Here is a 15,902-nt window from a genome sequence, read left to right as displayed (position 1 = left end):
GCGTCGAAAGAAATAGGCTGTTTCGTGTATCGAATATATCGATACAGATTCAGCCCACCCCAAAATTTAATTGTTACTATTCAGCGTAAACCCCAATAGTTCTGAATTTATTATAACGATTTTGTATCAATTCATCAGCTGTTAAATTTTTCATCTGTTCTAATGAATCCCTTAGAACTGTCTTCATATTGAGAGCTTGTTGTGCTACATCATTATGCGCCCCACCTAACACTTCAGGGATAATTTCATCTATAATTGCCATTTCCTTTAAGTTCGGTGCAGTAATACGCATAGCTTCTGCAGCTTTTTGTGCTAAAGTCGCATCCTTCCACAAAATTGAAGCAGCTCCTTCTGGTGAAATAACAGACAAAGTTGCATTTTCCAACATGTGGATTTGGTTAGCTACACAAAGAGCAAGTGCACCACCACTACCACCTTCACCTATAACTATACTGATGACTGGAACTTTTAGCCCCGCCATTTCGAATAGATTGCGTGCTATAGCTTCACTTTGTCCACGTTGTTCTGCGGCTTTACCAGGATACGCACCTTTTGTATCAATCATACATATAATTGGTCTTGAAAATTTCTCAGCTTGCTTCATTAGGCGTAGTGCCTTTCTATAGCCTTCCGGATGTGGCATACCGAAGTTACGTCGAATATTCTCTTTTGTATCCTTCCCTCTTTGATGGCCAATAATTGTAATTGGTCGGCCTTCAAAAGAGGCAATACCTCCGATAATCGCCTCATCATCACCAAAGTTTCGATCACCATGAAACTCGATAAAATCATCAAAAATAGCATTTATATAATCTTTTGTAGTTGGGCGTTCAGGATGTCTAGCAATTTGCACTCGGTCCCAAGGTTGGATATTATCATAAATTTCTTTAGCTAATTTACTAAAACGGTCCTCAAGCTGACTAATTTCTTTCGACATATCAACATCTGCATTAGCAGTGAATTCTTTTAATTCATTAATTTTTTCACGAAGCTGCATAAGTGGTGCTTCGAACGGTAAGTATTTCACCATTATTATTGCGCCTCCTTTACGTGAAGCTTAACGATTGTTGAAACTGTTTTGCGCATATCTTTACGATTTACCACCGCATCTAACTGACCGTGTGCCAATAGAAATTCTGCAGTTTGGAAATCCTCTGGTAACTTTTCGCGAACTGTCTGTTCAATAACACGACGTCCCGCAAAGCCAATCAACGCTTTTGGCTCAGCTAAATTGATATCTCCAAGAGATGCAAAACTTGCAGAAACTCCACCAGTTGTTGGGTGTGTCATGATTGAAATAAATAAATTGCCTTCCGCACTATGACGTTGTAAGGCAACACTCGTTTTCGCCATTTGCATAAGAGATAACACGCCTTCTTGCATACGAGCGCCACCGCTCGCTGTGAAAATGATAAATGGTGCACTTAATTCAGTGGCCTTTTCAATTGCACGGGTGATCTTCTCACCAACTACAGAACCCATTGAACCCATACGGAAATGCGAATCCATAATCGCTACTACGATCTGTTCGCCATCTAACTCACCAACACCCGTTAATACTGCTTCATTTAATCCTGTTTTCTTTATATCTGATTGAATCTTTTCTATATAGCTAGGAAACTCTAATGGATTAATAGAATGTAAGTGATCATCCAATGATTTAAATGTGCCTTCATCGAAGAAAATATCAACACGCTCATATGCTGTCATTTTGTAGTGATGGTCGCACTTTGAACAAACTTTTAACCCTTTCACTAAATCTTTTGTTAACTCTACATGACGACAGTCAGGACATTTTGTCATGATTCCTTCTGGCACATCATTTTCTTCACGTTTTATAGAAATACGTGCTTTATTTTTAATTTTATTGGTTTTAAATAAATCTTTTATACTCATAAAATATCTCTCCCCTTATGTAGCAATTCGGTCCATTTTTCAAACCAGCTTATTGCTTCAGCAGTATTTCCTATCATTAATTCACTTATAAAGGTTTGTAACATAGGCTGTTCATGCTCGGTAGAAAGTCCACTATACATCTCTTTTCCATATTGCTTTAACAGAATCCACATTTTCAGTACAAGGCGATTTTCTGATGCGATAACGATTTCCCTCATAACATCTTCGCGCGCAATTACACCTTCAGTTTCAAGATTACGCCACAAACTTTCCCATACTGGTAACTTTCGTAATGTTTCATTTGAAGACACGATACGAATTGCATCACGTTCAAGAATTTTTCGTGTTTCGTTCACATTTTCTAGATCTGTTCCTTCTTGCAAAATGAAGGTAGACAATACTTCTACTAGTTTATGATTTCGAAAATCGGTTAAGAATGTTCCTTCGCCTCTACGCGTTTCAATGAGTCCAAGTAGCTCTAAACTGCGTAGTGCTTCTCTTACAGATGACCTTCCAACATTCAAACGCTCAGCTAGTACACGCTCTGATGGAATTTTACCACCTGCCGGAATATTTTCATCACGTATTAAAGCTCGTAGTTCACTGACAATTTGTAAAAACATTTTAGAAGTTGGTTTTTCTGCACTCATCGAATTTCTCCTTGGACAATATAAGTTGTAAAAAAAGTGGTCTGACCACTTTTGATAATAGCATACATAAAATCTTTCGAAGAGTAAAGTAAAAATAAAAAAACTGTGCGAAAATCACACAGTTTTAGTCGTTTAATCTATTTTTCAGTTAGTTCCGTTATTAATTTTTTTACAATCATCTGCGCCTTACCGTTGCGTGGCTCAACAAAACCTTCTGCCAAAACGATTTGCTCCTCTTGTAACCATTCTTGAATATGGATATATTCACGAGGAAAGATCGTTATTGAAAGCATACCAGATTCATCTTCTAGGTCGATAAACGCCATTTGTTCGCCTTTTTTCGTGCGAATTTGCTTAATCCCAGAAACGATTCCGAGCATTTTCACATATTTTCGACCTTGTATTTCTAAAATATTTGCAGCAGACATTGAATCTATTTGCAACTCTTTCTTTAATTTCAAAATTGGATGCTCTGACATATAAAATCCAAGCACCTCTTTTTCATATTGCAACAATAACTTTTCTGGCATCAAGCTTGCGTCTGCATATTTGGGTTTACCGAATAAAAAATCGCCATCGCTTAATAGACTCTCTTCATCATTTGGTCGATATAAATTCGCATGTTTGACCACCGCTTCAATAGAAGCTAACAGTTGTCCACGATTTCTACCAAAGTCATCCAGCGCTCCGGCTTTTATTAATGGTTCCAATGCTTTTCTAGTGAAATGAACACCTGTCATATCAAGCGCAAAATCAAATAAATCAGCCCAGTTGGAATGACCGTTTTTACGTAGGCTTAAAAGTTTTGTTAAAAATGATTGTGGGACACCTTTTATTGCAGAAAGCGCAAAACGAATAGCACCATTTTCCACTCGAAATGTACGGCCGCTATGATGAACAGATGGTGGCAATACAGTTATTCCTTTTTGTTTTACCTCTTGCAATAAGCGCATAAGACGATCTTGATTTCCTATAGTACTTGTCAAAAGTGCAGCGTAAAAATACGTAGGAAAATTCGCTTTTAGATACGCCATATGATAAGTAATGACACTATATGCAACTGCATGACTTTTTGGGAAACCGTAATTTGCAAAACGAACAATTAAATCGTAAACTTCCACAGCTACTTGCTCAGTAAACCCTTTTGCTACAGAGTTTTTCACGAAATGTTGTTGTTCAGCATCTAATATTTCCTTCTTCTTTTTACTAACTGCTCGACGTAAAATATCTGCTTCTCCCATCGTAAATCCTGCCATCACTGAAGCAATTTGCATGATTTGTTCCTGATACACAATGACACCATACGTCTCTCTTAAAATAGGTTCAAGTACTGGATGTGGCATGATTACAGCTTCGCCACCGTGCTTCCTTTTACTATAAACAGGAATAAAATCCATTGGACCTGGACGATACAGCGCAATGATTGCCACGATATCTTGAAAAGCAGTTGGCGTTATGTCACGTAATGCTTGGCGCATACCATCTGACTCTAATTGGAAAACACCTGTTGTATCGCCTTGTTGCAACAACTTGAAGGTCGAGGGGTCATGTAATGGAATTTTTTCAAAGTCAAGAAACTTCCGTGTATCGTAGTAAATCATTGAACGAATACGCTCTAAAATGGTCAAATTACGTAAACCTAGGAAATCCATTTTTAATAAGCCGATGGATTCTACTTCTTGCATCGGCCACTGCGTTATATAGAGCCCATCGTTACCTGGCTCAATAGGAACAATATTTACTAAAGGCTCTGGAGAAAGTACAACACCCGCGGCATGCGTCGACGCATTTCGTGGCAATCCCTCTAGATTTAAAGCAACTTCAATCCATTTTTGACGTATATCTGAAGCTGCAATCCAATCACGTAATGATATAGATTCCGCTAAAGCTTCTCTCAAGGTAATACCTACCTTATTAGGAATAAGTGAGGAAATTTTTGACAACTCTTCACTGGTGAAGCCAAATACGCGTGCAACATCTCTTGCAACTGCTTTAGCAGATAACGTACCGAATGTAATGATTTGTGATGTATATGTTTTCCCATATTTATCAGCAACATATTGAATCACTTCTTGCCGACGATGATCTGCGAAATCAACGTCAATATCTGGCATGGTAATTCGCTCTGGATTTAAGAAACGTTCGAATAATAAACCATACTGTAGTGGATCAACATCTGTAATACGTAAAGTATAGGCAACAAGTGAACTCGCTGACGAACCACGACCTGGTCCCGTTAAAATTTGCTTACTTTTCGCGTATTGAATATAGTCTGAAACGATTAAAAAGTAATCTGCATAGCCCATTTCTTGAATGATTCCTAATTCATAATGCAGTCTCTCTATATAATCTGCACTGGCATTTGGTACCCGTTCTTGTAGTCCTCTCAAGCTATTCGCTTCAAGTAATGAAAAAGCTGTCTCATTATTTGGCGTTGGAAACTTAGGCATCAAAAATTTGTCGAATGCTAGATCAACCTGACAACTAAGTAACATTTCCTCAGCCGACAAAAGCCACTCAGGATAATCTGCAAACCAATCCTGCCATTGCCTGTTAAAAGGTACAAACTGTTGGCGCTCGCGTGCAGTTAATTGATCGCTAATGTTCATCTTCATCCCTTGTTCAATAGCTTTAGCTACTTCAAAAGAAAAAGCATGTTCCTCACGCATAAATGTACATAGATGAGTCGCACAAATAGGTAATTCTTGTTCGTGGCAATAGCTAATAATATCCTGTTCTATATCAGACTTCAAACCACCAGGTCTGTCGATCCCAACATATAATCTACCTTTACCAAAAATACCTTGTAGTGCTTGTACATCTTCAAACGAACCTTCAGCTATCCAGTCTGGTGAAGTCATAGGTACCATCAGTATGCAACCCTCTTGATACCCCTCAAGCCAGCGTAATGGTAATACTTCTCCTTCCCGAATAGACATAGCGGAAGTTACTTTCAGCAAATGTTGATAACCTTGCTGAGTAGCCGCATACAAAACGACAGATCGTACTTGATGTTCTCTAAATTGCACACGAACGGTTAAACCAATAACTGGATGAATCTCGGCTTTTTTTAATGCACGCCAAAAAGGCAACAAGCCGTACAATTTAGAATTGACGATTGCTGCTGCCTTCGCATGTTCTTGCTGTAAGAAAGAAATGAGCTCCTCAATGCGAATCGTACTTTTTAACATATCCGCAGCCGTCACAATTTGTGGATATACATTTTGCAACTTCATCTCTTCCTTTCGATAGTTAGTATTTTGCACAAAGTTCTTTTAATTTCGAGATAACCTCTTCTGATTCTTCCCATTTATAAATAGTAGCGCCAGATGCCATTGGATGGCCTCCACCATTATATTGTTTTGCAAGAGTATTAATAATTGGTCCTTTTGAACGTAAGCGAACACGAATTTGATCTGCCTCTTCAACAAAAATCACCCAAGCCTTAATCCCTTTAACATTACCTAATGATCCTACTAAAAGAGAAGTATCGGAAGCAGTCACGCCAAATTGCTCTAAAACTTCAATTGTTAATTTAATATAAGCTGCACCATTATCATCCATCACAAAATTTTGGAACATATAACCTTGCATATGCAGCAATTCTCGGCTCAATTCATACATACCATCAAATAATTCTGTACGATCAAAATTATATTTGATTAGTTCCCCAACAGTATTAAATGTCGTTTCTGTTGTACTCGGATAGATAAAACGACCAGTATCACCAACGATTCCCGCAAATAAGAATCGAGCTGCTTTACTATCCATTTTCCAATCCGCTACTTTTCTACCCTCTGTGAATAGATCATAGATCATCTCACTGCAAGAGCTTGCATTTGTGTTGACCCACAGCATATCTCCATATGCATCATCATTTGGATGATGGTCTATTTTAATTAAAAACTTCCCTTGTTTGTAACGTTGATCATCGACACGCTCAGTATTAGCTGTGTCAGTAACAATGACAAGAGCATTTTCAAACTCTTTATCAGCAACAACCTGAGGCTCTCCAAGAAATGAAAGTGATTCTTCATGTTCACCCGTTGTATATACTGTTTTTTCCGGATAAGTCGCTTGTAAAATAGCTTGCAGACCCATTTGTGAGCCGTACGCGTCTGGATCTGGTCTAACGTGACGATGAATAATAATTGTGTCATATTGTTTAATTGTGTCAATAATTTGTCGTTTCATTTTGATTCTCCTTTAAATGATTGTGAACCCTCTAAATCCCAGCTATACAAAGGTTTGCTTAATAGATTTTATCAAAGGATATATACTGAAAAATTTAATCTCTCATAGTCTCTCTATATAACAAGTTTCCTTTGTTTTTCTACTCGCTTTTTCCTGTATTTATCGTTAAACTAGAGTCAGCTTTGCTTTTATAGGAGGAACACCATGTCTAATATTTTGAATGTTGTTCTAGCAATTTTAATTGCTATTACAGTTGTTTTTTATTTTTACCTTAAAACAAAACAATTCCGTTCTGATTTACCTATTCGCAAAAAATGGTATTCGAGTCGTGCGGGTGTAGCTTTAGGTGGCTTATTAGTTATTTTTGGTATCAACCAAATTATTATTTACCACACTACTTTAACGTATATTGTATGTGCAGTTTTAGTTATTTTCGGCCTATTTACTGCGTTTAATTATAATAAACGAGTTCGCCACTATGGACAATTTGTTGAAGAAGAATACCGTTTGAATAAAAAGTGATGCACAGTACTGTGCATCACTTTTTTTGTCGAATTCAATACGTTTAGCGCTCTAATAATTGGAAGGTCATCATCGCTTTACCAACTAAGATAGCTTCACTATAAACTTCGAAATCCATTTTTACAAATTTACGACTCATATCCAAAATGCGTGGTTTTACGACTAATGATGTCTCCATTTGAACCGGTTTCATATGATAAATTGTCATATTCTCTACGACACTTTCACCGCGCTTAAATTTTTTAAGTGCACTAGAACCTGCTTCTACTAGTAAAGTAGTAAATGCACCGTACGAAATGGCACCAAATTGGTTTGTCATTTGAGGTGTTACGGTAAACTCTACTGTAGTTTCCTCAGTGTCTCGCGCCATCTTGATTTCATTTTTTACTAGGTCATCTATTGTTTCACCATGTTGAGGCTGCCTTTGCGCCATTTGTAACGCCTTTAAAACATCCTGACGGCTAATCACACCTTGTAACAATCCTTGATCATTGACTACCGGTAGTAAATCAATGCCTTCCCAGATCATTCGATGCCCTGCCGTTGCAACACTAGTTTTCATCGACACTGTAATAGGATTACGTGTCATTAGTCGATCAATAGGGTCATCATCTTGTTTACCAATTACATCACGTGAGGTCACGATACCAACAATTTTATGATGCTTATCCACTACCGGAAATCCTCCATGAGTCGTTGAAGCATTTAATAAATGATACTCGCGAACCGTATCCGTCGATTTTAAGAAAGCAGTATCTTTCATTGAGACGAAAATATCTTCAATTAATAAAATCTCTTTCTTAATCAATTGGTCATAAATAGCACGGTTAATCATTGTTGCTACAGTAAACGTATCGTAACTAGTCGAAATAATTGGTAATTCTAACTCGTCAGCAAGTCTTTTTGTTTCTTCCGCCGTATCAAAGCCGCCTGTTATCAAAACAGCCGCACCTTCTTTTAGGGCGTTTTCATGCGTACGACCACGGTTCCCAACAATTAAAAGACTACCTGCATCGGTATAACGCATCATATCCTCAAGCTTCATCGCACCGATGACAAATTTCGTCAGTGTTTTATGCAAACCATCTTTACCGCCTAGAACTTGTCCATCCACTATATTAACGATTTCAGCAAAAGTAAGTCTTTCAATATTCTCTTTTTTCTTCTTCTCTATTCGAATCGTTCCAACACGCTCAATCGTGCTAACGAGTCTTCTCGTTTCTGCTTCTTTAATTGCACGATAAGCAGTTCCTTCACTCACGGAAATATCCTTTGCGATTTGTCGCACAGAAATTTTATCCCCTACAGGAAGTGATTCTATATATTGAAGAATCTTCTCATGTTTTGTAGCCATAAAATCACCTATTTTCCAACATCATTGTTGCTTAAGTGTACCACATTCTGGTCATATTCATTAGTTGAAAAACCAATAAAGACATATTCTTTCAGGTTTTTTAATCAAATCTCCAGTTCTTCTCCTGGATTCAATACTTTCACTTCAGTTATCGACACCATTTCAGCAAAGTTATTTGGATCCTGTTCGATAACCGGGAATGTATTATAATGCACGGGAACGACAACTTTCGGTTTCAAAAATGAGACCGCATATGCTGCATCTTCAGGTCCCATTGTAAAATTATCTCCAATTGGCAAAAATGCTAGGTCAATTGGATGGCGCTCCCCTATTAATTTCATATCGCTAAATAACGCTGTATCTCCTGCATGATAAACTGTCTTACCCTCTGCAAAAAATAAAATACCAGATGGCATACCTGTATAAATAATTTCACGATTCTCTGTCGTATAGGAAGAGCCGTGGAATGCTTGTGTCAATTTAACTTTTCCAAAATCAAATACATGAGAGCCCCCTATATGTAGTGGATGCGTTCTAACGCCTTGCCAGGACAAATAACTCGCTAGTTCATCAGGTGCGACTACTAAAGCATCAACTGCTTTTGCAATCTCCACCGTATCCCCGACATGGTCATTATGTCCATGCGTCAGTAAAATCACATCCGGCTTTTGGTCTTCCACTTTTAAATCTGTTAATTTGTTACCTTTAATAAAAGGATCGATTAAAATCGTATAACCATTCACCTGAATCTTCACAATTGAATGCCCGTGATATGAAACTTTCATAATTAAATCCTCCTAATATTTCGACTTACAAAAAATATTCGTTATCAATACGTTTTCTCCTTCTTTTTTGGTATTCTAATAATATAGTACCTTAGGCGCTCGTTTAGCCATGGTCTATTAAATCAATCCAAGGGGGATTAATAATGGGTAAAATACAAACTATTTCAAACTATTTAAAAGAACAAAGTATTGACGCTGCATTTGTAACAACACCTGATAATGTGTTTTATGTATCTGGATTTAAAAGTAATCCACACGAAAGACTACTTGGAGTAATGATTTTCCAAGATGCTGAACCATTTTTAATTTGCCCTAAAATGGAAGTACCTGATGCTAAAGCTGCAGGCTGGTCTCATGAAGTAGTTGGTCATGAAGACACTGATAATGCATGGGCACTATTACATCAAGCAGCAGAAGCACGTGGACTTTCATTACAAAATATTGCAATCGAAAAATCACATTTAACTGTTGAACGTTTAGAAGCTCTTAATGACTTTTTCCCTGCCACAAAATTTGTTGGTTTTGATGACCAACTAAACAACATGCGTTTAGTGAAATCAGAAGAAGAGCTTGAAAACTTACGACAAGCAGCTGCTCTTGCAGATTATGCTATTGAAGTAGGTTGTAGTGAAATTGCTGAAGGTAAAACTGAACTTGAAATATTATCTGCCATTGAACTAGCTATGAAGAAAAAAGGCGTGTATATGTCATTCGACACAATGGTTTTAAGTGGTAAGAAAACTGCTTCTCCACATGGTAATCCTGGTGAACGTAAAATTGAAAAAGGCGATTTCATCTTATTTGATCTAGGTGTTGTCTATAATGGCTATTGCTCTGATATTACACGTACAGTGTCATTTGGTGAGCCAACATCCGCTCAAAAAGAAATTTATGAAGCTGTTCGCAACGCCAACGAATCTGCTATTGAAGCTGTTAAACCTGGCGTTCGTGCGATGGATTTAGATAAGATTTCTCGTGACGTGATTACTGATGCTGGCTACGGCGAATATTTCACACACCGTCTAGGTCACGGTTTGGGCATTTCTGTACATGAATTCCCATCTGTTCACGGTGCAAACGAAATGGCTCTTCAAGAAGGAATGGTATTTACAATCGAACCTGGTATTTACAAAGGGGATGTTACTGGTGTTCGTATCGAAGACGACGTATATGTAACAAAAGATGGCGTGGAAGTTCTAACGAAATATCCAAAAGAACTAATCATTCTTTAGTAACAAAAAGGACTACTCATCTATTGAGTAGTCCTTTTTCATATAAAAGCCACTTAGTAAAATTACTAAGTGACTCTTGCTTTCATTATCTTAATAATGTATTTGCATCTACATAAGGATGGTTTAATGCTTCTGCAACAGCTGCAAAAGTGACATGACCATCTAGCGTATTTAATCCTTTTTTCAATGCTTCATTGTCTAAGCAAGCTTGTTGATAGCCTTTGTTTGCAATTTGCAAAGCGTAAGGAACAGTATTGTTTGTAAGAGCCATTGTTGAAGTACGTGGCACAGCTCCTGGCATATTTGCTACTGCATAATGCACTACTCCATGTTTCACATAAGTAGGATTATCATGGGTAGTAATACGATCAGAAGTTTCTAAAATACCACCTTGGTCAATTGCAATATCAACTACTACAGAACCAGGTGACATTGACTTGATCATTTCTTCTGTTACAAGCTTAGGCGCTTTTGCACCTGGAATAAGCACTGCTCCAATTACTAAATCTGAATTTTTTACAGACTCAGCAATATTGAATGGATTTGAAATAAGAGTTTGAACATCACGACCAAATTGGTCATCTAATACGCGTAAACGTTCTGGGCTTAGGTCGATTATTGTTACGTCAGCACCCATACCAATTGCAATTTGCGCTGCGTTTGCACCAGCCATTCCTCCACCAATAATAGTGACTTTACCACGTGTTACTCCTGGTACACCACCAAGAAGAATACCTTTACCGCCTTCCATTTTCTCAAGATACTGAGCACCAATTTGAGTTGCCATGCGTCCTGCAACTTCACTCATCGGTGTTAATAAAGGCAATGATCTATTTGGAAGTTGCACTGTTTCGTAAGCAATCCCTACAACTTTTTTATCAAGCAATGCTTGTGTTAATTCTGGCTCTGGTGCTAAGTGTAAATAAGTAAACAGAATAAGTCCTTCATGGAAATAACCATATTCAGATGCAACTGGTTCCTTTACCTTCATCACCATTTCTTGAGACCAAGCTTCTTCAGCTGTCCCTACAATATGTGCCCCAGCAGCTAAATAATCTTCATCTCCAAAACCAGATCCTAGACCGGCTCCCTTTTCGATGAATACTTCATGTCCGAAAACTGTTAAGTTGACCACCCCAGCAGGTGTCATAGCAACACGGTTTTCATTGTTTTTAATCTCTTTTGGAATACCAATCTTCATAATCCATCCTCCTAATTGTGAAAAGATATTAACTCTTGTTGTATTAATAAAATGAACAAGTAACTCTACTTAAAAACAAGTTCATTCTAACAGATTTTAACACTCATTTGTGTATTAATTTAGAAAATTATATTTTTTAATAATTCTATCAATATAAGTCTTTTGCAAAATTCAATATTCATACCCAATTGTTCACACTTTTTTTGGAAAGCCTTCACAATAACTTCAATATTATGGTGTTTATTTGTTTCTATTGGGTGGTATAATAATATTAAATATAAAGGAGGAATTACATATGACATTATCTTATAACAATATCATCGTGGCTGTAGACGGTTCTGCAGAAGCAAAATGGGCGTTCAAAAAAGCTGTTGGAATTGCTAAACGTAACAACGCAACGTTAAATTTAGTAAACGTAATCGACACTCGTTCTTTTGCTGCTGTTGAAGCATATGACCGTTCAATTGCTGAACGCGCTCAAACTTTTGCTCAAGAATTGCTTGCTGGCTATAAAAAAGATGCTGAAACAGCTGGTGTAGAAAATGTTAAAGTTTTAATCGAATACGGTTCCCCAAAAACAATTATTACAAAAGAAATCTCTAAAAAATACGAAGTAGATTTAATCATTTGTGGTGCAACAGGTTTAAATGCTGTTGAACGCTTCCTAATCGGTAGTGTTTCTGAAAACATCGTTCGCTCTGCTAAATGTGATGTACTTGTAGTACGTACACCAGAACCTGACGCTGAATAGTTATTAAATAAAAAGAGGCTCCTAATAATAATTAGGGTCTCTTTTTTACGTATTATTTCTGCTCTTTTTTCCAAATTTGTACTTTTGTAAAGAACATTTCTAACGCTTGCTTATTCGTCATACTAGGCACTTTAGCAAGTAGTACTTCTTTCACAGGCTTTCCATCAGTACTTTTCTTTTGTAAGATAAATAAACTCTTCGAATGTGCTTTATTTGAAAAAAGTGAACTCGGTAATTGAATTACTGCTTGAATCCACACTGTTTTTTGTAAATATTTATACAAACCTTGTGCTTGTTCTGATTCAAAAATATTCTCTGGTACTAAGAAGAATAAATATCCGCCATCCTTCGAATATTTTAACGACTGCTCGATAAATAAGTGATGCGCATATGTCATACCTTCAGTAGACTTCAATTCAAATTCTTTTGCTACTTCTTCATTTGGATAATACCCTACTGGTAAATCACAGACTACTGCATCAACCGGATCTATCATTAAATTTTGCAATGCGTCTTGACGGAAAAGTGAAACTGGCTGCTCTGTTAAATCAGCTGCCGCGGCCGCTAATTGAATTAGTAGCTCGTCAATATCTACTCCAACTCCATCTGCACGGTCTTGTAATAAATTCATCACGGTTAATAGCAAATTCCCCGTACCAACTGCTGGATCAAGAAGTTTGATTTTAGCACCATCATTCTCTTCACTATCCATAAATTGTTCCACGAAATAACCAACTAATAACCCCAATGCATCTGGAGTCATTTGGTGATTAGGTTGTGCGTTTTCACGCATCCCTTTTAAAATAGCCAGTTGAATCGCCTTACGAATATCTTCTTTTGAAGCCACTTTTCCAGCCGGTACATTATCGCCATCTAACCATGCATTCAATACTTCTAAAACACTATCTAAATAGGTTAATTCTTGTTCTTTCTCTATCTTCTGAGCATTGTCATTAATAAAAGAAAAGAGTTTTTCAATTGTTTCCATATATACTCCTTCAAACGTGAAACCCACTCATAAAAGACAGAGTGGGTTTCATGTTGTTTTAATTATTAGAATCCTTATTTCACTAGTTCTTTAACAGCTGCTAATGCACCTTCATAATCTGGGTGGTTTGTACCTTCTGATACATACTCTGCATAAACAACTTTTCCATCTTGGTCTACAACGAAAACAGAACGCGCTAATAAACGAAGTTCTTTCATATGTACACCATAAGCATCACCGAATGACATATTACGGTGATCCGATAGTGTATAAACATTTTCGATTCCGTTCGCACCGCACCAGCGTTTTTGAGCGAATGGTAAGTCACATGAAATTGTTAAAATGGCTACGTCTTCGCCTAACTCAGAAGCAGCTTCATTGAAACGACGTGTTTGTGCATCACAAACACCTGTGTCAATTGAAGGTACTACGCTTATTAAACGAATTTTACCTTCATAATCTTGTAATGTTTTTTCAGAAAGATCTGGAGCTACCACTGTAAAAGCAGGTGCTTGATCACCTGCTTTTACTTCGTTACCTACTAATGTTACAGGGTTATTTTTAAATGTTACTTGTACCATTTCAACGCCTCCTTGTATTTAATCTTACTCGAAGCTTTTAGGCTCTTGCAACTGAGAAACCTCAGAATCGACTGCTTCTTTATTAATTGATAGATTTTCCTCTTCTTTTGATTCAGCAACAGTAGTTTTTTTATGTTCCACTCGTACCATCTTATCATGTTTTTCATAAGTATTTTCATGAACTACAATTGTATCTGCAATATAATCATGTAATCCTTTTTTATTTGGTGTAAAAGCTACCATCCAGTAGATGACTGGTAAAGTAGCAGAAAAGAATCGCCCAATCCATTCTCGGAAAATAACCGTACCCCACTTTAACTTTTCTTCCTTTACATGGACCACTTTCAGTCCAAAGACCATTTTCCCTACTGTTTGATTCCAAAATTTCGTCATAATAACAAAATATAAATAGAAAATAACACTAGAAACAATTGCTACAGGTGCATACCATGGCGCATTATCAGTATCGATTCCAAGTATAGTCACAATCGGATTCACTGTTAAGCCAGAAATTGCACTAATGATAGCTAAATCTAATAAATAAGCCCAAAACCTCACCCAGAAGCCTGCTGGTTTTAACTCATATTGTTCTATTTTTCTAACCTGTACCGGCTCTTGACTAATCGTGTGTACCTCAACAAATTCCGTCAATTTTCATCGCCCCTTACTCATCACCGTACATATACATCATACGTGGTGCAGAATTGTAGTTAGAAAGAATTTTACTAATTGCTTGTGTTTCAGCAGAGGCGCCAAATAGATTGTTCATTTTCACAGAGAATAGTGAAGTCCAATCTTCTGAAGTAGCATATTCAAAAACTTCAGCACCTTCTAGTTTATGATCCTTTTTCATCGCTTCAATCGTATCTTCTGCATAACCAAATTCATCAGCTAAGCCAGCTTTAATAGCCTGTGTACCATTTAATACTCGACCATCAGCAACTTTCTTAACATCTTTTTCACTCATGCCACGGCCATCTTCAATAACATCAACAAAACGTTCATAAGAATCATTAATCATTTCCTGTAACATATCGCGCTCATCAGACGTCATTTCACGTGTAGAGCTCATTATATCTTTGTACTTACCTGTTTTGATTGTTTGAAATTCAATTCCATATTTTTCTGCTAATTTACCGTAATTCAAGCCTTGCATGATTACACCAATTGATCCAGTCATCGTCTCTTCATCTAAAAAGATTTTATCAGCTGGTGCTGAAATATAATAACCACCTGAAGCAGCCATTGATCCCATAGATACATACAATGGAATTTCACGATTCTGTTGAAGTTCTTTTATCTTGTCATAAATCTGTTTCGATTCAATAACAGTACCACCTGGTGAGTTTACTTTTAATACTACACCTTTAACAGATTTATCATCTATAATCGACTCTAATTGATTCATAAAGAACTGATGATTATAGCTTGCAGCTCCGCCTAGTAAAGAACCAGAACCTCCGTTGTCTTGAATTGTACCGTTTACGGATAAAACAGCAATTCTTTTATTTAAGTCACCTGATTCGATTGGCATTTCACTGTATGTAGTACCATTAGACATATTAAGCACGTTATCGAATTTTGATGTAAAATCCGTCGTAGCAACTTTTAATACAGTATTTACACCAATCGAAGTAACGAATAATAATGCAGCTGCTCCTAAAGCGATCCATCTTTTTGTATTCATCTTCTCTTTTCCTCCTTTTGCCTTCTATTAACTTACGAACCAAACTTCTAAATGTTTCGAT

General features: G+C 37.1%; 15 protein-coding genes. 3 read left to right on the top strand and 12 right to left on the bottom strand.

Going from position 1 to position 15,902, the window contains the following annotated elements; all coding sequences use genetic code 11:
• Window positions 1-76: 76 nt before the first annotated feature.
• The 5 genes from accA to MHH98_RS04890 all read right to left on the bottom strand — a co-directional run bounded on the left by accA (window position 77) and on the right by MHH98_RS04890 (window position 6,740).
• Window positions 77-1,030 (bottom strand): acetyl-CoA carboxylase carboxyl transferase subunit alpha, encoded by a 954-nt coding sequence (accA, locus tag MHH98_RS04910; protein WP_038187785.1) that lies wholly within the window; start codon window positions 1,028-1,030, stop codon window positions 77-79.
• A gap of 2 nt (window positions 1,031-1,032) precedes the next feature.
• The gene (accD, locus tag MHH98_RS04905; RefSeq protein ID WP_038187786.1) at window positions 1,033-1,896 is read right to left on the bottom strand and encodes an acetyl-CoA carboxylase, carboxyltransferase subunit beta; all 864 of its coding nucleotides are present in this window, start codon (window positions 1,894-1,896) and stop codon (window positions 1,033-1,035) included.
• Window positions 1,893-2,546, bottom strand: coding sequence for a FadR/GntR family transcriptional regulator (locus MHH98_RS04900; RefSeq protein WP_038187787.1), 654 nt, complete (start codon window positions 2,544-2,546; stop codon window positions 1,893-1,895). Before MHH98_RS04900 ends, accD begins: the two co-directional genes overlap by 4 nt.
• 137 nt (window positions 2,547-2,683) lie before the next feature.
• Window positions 2,684-5,776 (bottom strand): DNA polymerase III subunit alpha, encoded by a 3,093-nt coding sequence (dnaE, locus tag MHH98_RS04895; protein WP_143691226.1) that lies wholly within the window; start codon window positions 5,774-5,776, stop codon window positions 2,684-2,686.
• Between the two features lie 22 nt (window positions 5,777-5,798).
• Window positions 5,799-6,740 (bottom strand): DHH family phosphoesterase, encoded by a 942-nt coding sequence (locus MHH98_RS04890; RefSeq protein ID WP_038187788.1) that lies wholly within the window; start codon window positions 6,738-6,740, stop codon window positions 5,799-5,801.
• A gap of 204 nt (window positions 6,741-6,944) precedes the next feature.
• Here MHH98_RS04890 and MHH98_RS04885 point away from each other — a divergent pair, with 204 nt between their 5' ends.
• Window positions 6,945-7,262 carry a YtpI family protein gene (locus MHH98_RS04885; protein ID WP_038187789.1) on the top strand — a complete coding sequence of 106 codons (318 nt, stop codon included), beginning with the start codon at window positions 6,945-6,947 and terminating at the stop codon, window positions 7,260-7,262.
• A 43-nt stretch (window positions 7,263-7,305) separates the two neighbouring features.
• Here the strand turns inward: MHH98_RS04885 and MHH98_RS04880 are convergent, their stop codons facing one another.
• Window positions 7,306-8,616, bottom strand: coding sequence for a DRTGG domain-containing protein (locus tag MHH98_RS04880; RefSeq protein ID WP_038187790.1), 1,311 nt, complete (start codon window positions 8,614-8,616; stop codon window positions 7,306-7,308).
• A gap of 104 nt (window positions 8,617-8,720) precedes the next feature.
• Window positions 8,721-9,401 carry a metal-dependent hydrolase gene (locus MHH98_RS04875; RefSeq protein ID WP_038187791.1) on the bottom strand — a complete coding sequence of 227 codons (681 nt, stop codon included), beginning with the start codon at window positions 9,399-9,401 and terminating at the stop codon, window positions 8,721-8,723.
• A gap of 143 nt (window positions 9,402-9,544) precedes the next feature.
• Between MHH98_RS04875 and MHH98_RS04870 the strand changes: the two genes are divergently transcribed.
• The gene (locus tag MHH98_RS04870; protein ID WP_038187794.1) at window positions 9,545-10,633 is read left to right on the top strand and encodes a M24 family metallopeptidase; all 1,089 of its coding nucleotides are present in this window, start codon (window positions 9,545-9,547) and stop codon (window positions 10,631-10,633) included.
• Between the two features lie 85 nt (window positions 10,634-10,718).
• Here the strand turns inward: MHH98_RS04870 and ald are convergent, their stop codons facing one another.
• The gene (gene ald / locus MHH98_RS04865) at window positions 10,719-11,834 is read right to left on the bottom strand and encodes an alanine dehydrogenase (RefSeq protein WP_340712262.1); all 1,116 of its coding nucleotides are present in this window, start codon (window positions 11,832-11,834) and stop codon (window positions 10,719-10,721) included.
• 295 nt (window positions 11,835-12,129) lie between these two features.
• On the opposite strand from ald, the gene MHH98_RS04860 reads away from it, so the two are divergent.
• Window positions 12,130-12,585, top strand: coding sequence for a universal stress protein (locus MHH98_RS04860; protein ID WP_038187813.1), 456 nt, complete (start codon window positions 12,130-12,132; stop codon window positions 12,583-12,585).
• A 52-nt stretch (window positions 12,586-12,637) separates the two neighbouring features.
• Here the strand turns inward: MHH98_RS04860 and MHH98_RS04855 are convergent, their stop codons facing one another.
• The 4 genes from MHH98_RS04855 to sppA all read right to left on the bottom strand — a co-directional run bounded on the left by MHH98_RS04855 (window position 12,638) and on the right by sppA (window position 15,841).
• Window positions 12,638-13,573 (bottom strand): class I SAM-dependent methyltransferase, encoded by a 936-nt coding sequence (locus MHH98_RS04855; RefSeq protein WP_038187824.1) that lies wholly within the window; start codon window positions 13,571-13,573, stop codon window positions 12,638-12,640.
• Window positions 13,574-13,647: 74 nt separating this feature from the next.
• The gene (gene tpx / locus MHH98_RS04850) at window positions 13,648-14,154 is read right to left on the bottom strand and encodes a thiol peroxidase (protein WP_038187829.1); all 507 of its coding nucleotides are present in this window, start codon (window positions 14,152-14,154) and stop codon (window positions 13,648-13,650) included.
• A 24-nt stretch (window positions 14,155-14,178) separates the two neighbouring features.
• Window positions 14,179-14,805, bottom strand: a complete 627-nt coding sequence (locus MHH98_RS04845; RefSeq protein ID WP_340712261.1) for an RDD family protein — start codon at window positions 14,803-14,805, stop codon at window positions 14,179-14,181.
• Window positions 14,806-14,818: 13 nt separating this feature from the next.
• A complete protein-coding gene (gene sppA / locus MHH98_RS04840) occupies window positions 14,819-15,841 on the bottom strand; it encodes a signal peptide peptidase SppA (RefSeq protein WP_038187834.1) in 1,023 nt (340 codons plus the stop codon).
• Window positions 15,842-15,902 lie beyond the last annotated feature (61 nt).

Origin of the sequence: Viridibacillus sp. FSL H8-0110 (assembly GCF_038003565.1) — a bacterium.
Lineage (GTDB): Bacteria > Bacillota > Bacilli > Bacillales_A > Planococcaceae > Viridibacillus > Viridibacillus arenosi.
The sequence above is the reverse complement of the archived record's forward strand: the minus strand, read 5'-3'. Positions and strand labels throughout refer to the sequence as shown.

Excerpts from the sequence above, each read along its gene's own strand:
- accA (WP_038187785.1), bottom strand. The coding sequence starts at position 1,030 with ATGGTGAAATACTTACCGTTCGAAGCACCACTTATGCAGCTTCGTGAA.
- accD (WP_038187786.1), bottom strand. The coding sequence starts at position 1,896 with ATGAGTATAAAAGATTTATTTAAAACCAATAAAATTAAAAATAAAGCA.
- MHH98_RS04900 (WP_038187787.1), bottom strand. The coding sequence starts at position 2,546 with ATGAGTGCAGAAAAACCAACTTCTAAAATGTTTTTACAAATTGTCAGT.
- MHH98_RS04890 (WP_038187788.1), bottom strand. The coding sequence starts at position 6,740 with ATGAAACGACAAATTATTGACACAATTAAACAATATGACACAATTATT.
- MHH98_RS04885 (WP_038187789.1), top strand. The coding sequence starts at position 6,945 with ATGTCTAATATTTTGAATGTTGTTCTAGCAATTTTAATTGCTATTACA.
- MHH98_RS04880 (WP_038187790.1), bottom strand. The coding sequence starts at position 8,616 with ATGGCTACAAAACATGAGAAGATTCTTCAATATATAGAATCACTTCCT.
- MHH98_RS04875 (WP_038187791.1), bottom strand. The coding sequence starts at position 9,401 with ATGAAAGTTTCATATCACGGGCATTCAATTGTGAAGATTCAGGTGAAT.
- MHH98_RS04870 (WP_038187794.1), top strand. The coding sequence starts at position 9,545 with ATGGGTAAAATACAAACTATTTCAAACTATTTAAAAGAACAAAGTATT.
- ald (WP_340712262.1), bottom strand. The coding sequence starts at position 11,834 with ATGAAGATTGGTATTCCAAAAGAGATTAAAAACAATGAAAACCGTGTT.
- MHH98_RS04860 (WP_038187813.1), top strand. The coding sequence starts at position 12,130 with ATGACATTATCTTATAACAATATCATCGTGGCTGTAGACGGTTCTGCA.
- MHH98_RS04855 (WP_038187824.1), bottom strand. The coding sequence starts at position 13,573 with ATGGAAACAATTGAAAAACTCTTTTCTTTTATTAATGACAATGCTCAG.
- tpx (WP_038187829.1), bottom strand. The coding sequence starts at position 14,154 with ATGGTACAAGTAACATTTAAAAATAACCCTGTAACATTAGTAGGTAAC.
- sppA (WP_038187834.1), bottom strand. The coding sequence starts at position 15,841 with ATGAATACAAAAAGATGGATCGCTTTAGGAGCAGCTGCATTATTATTC.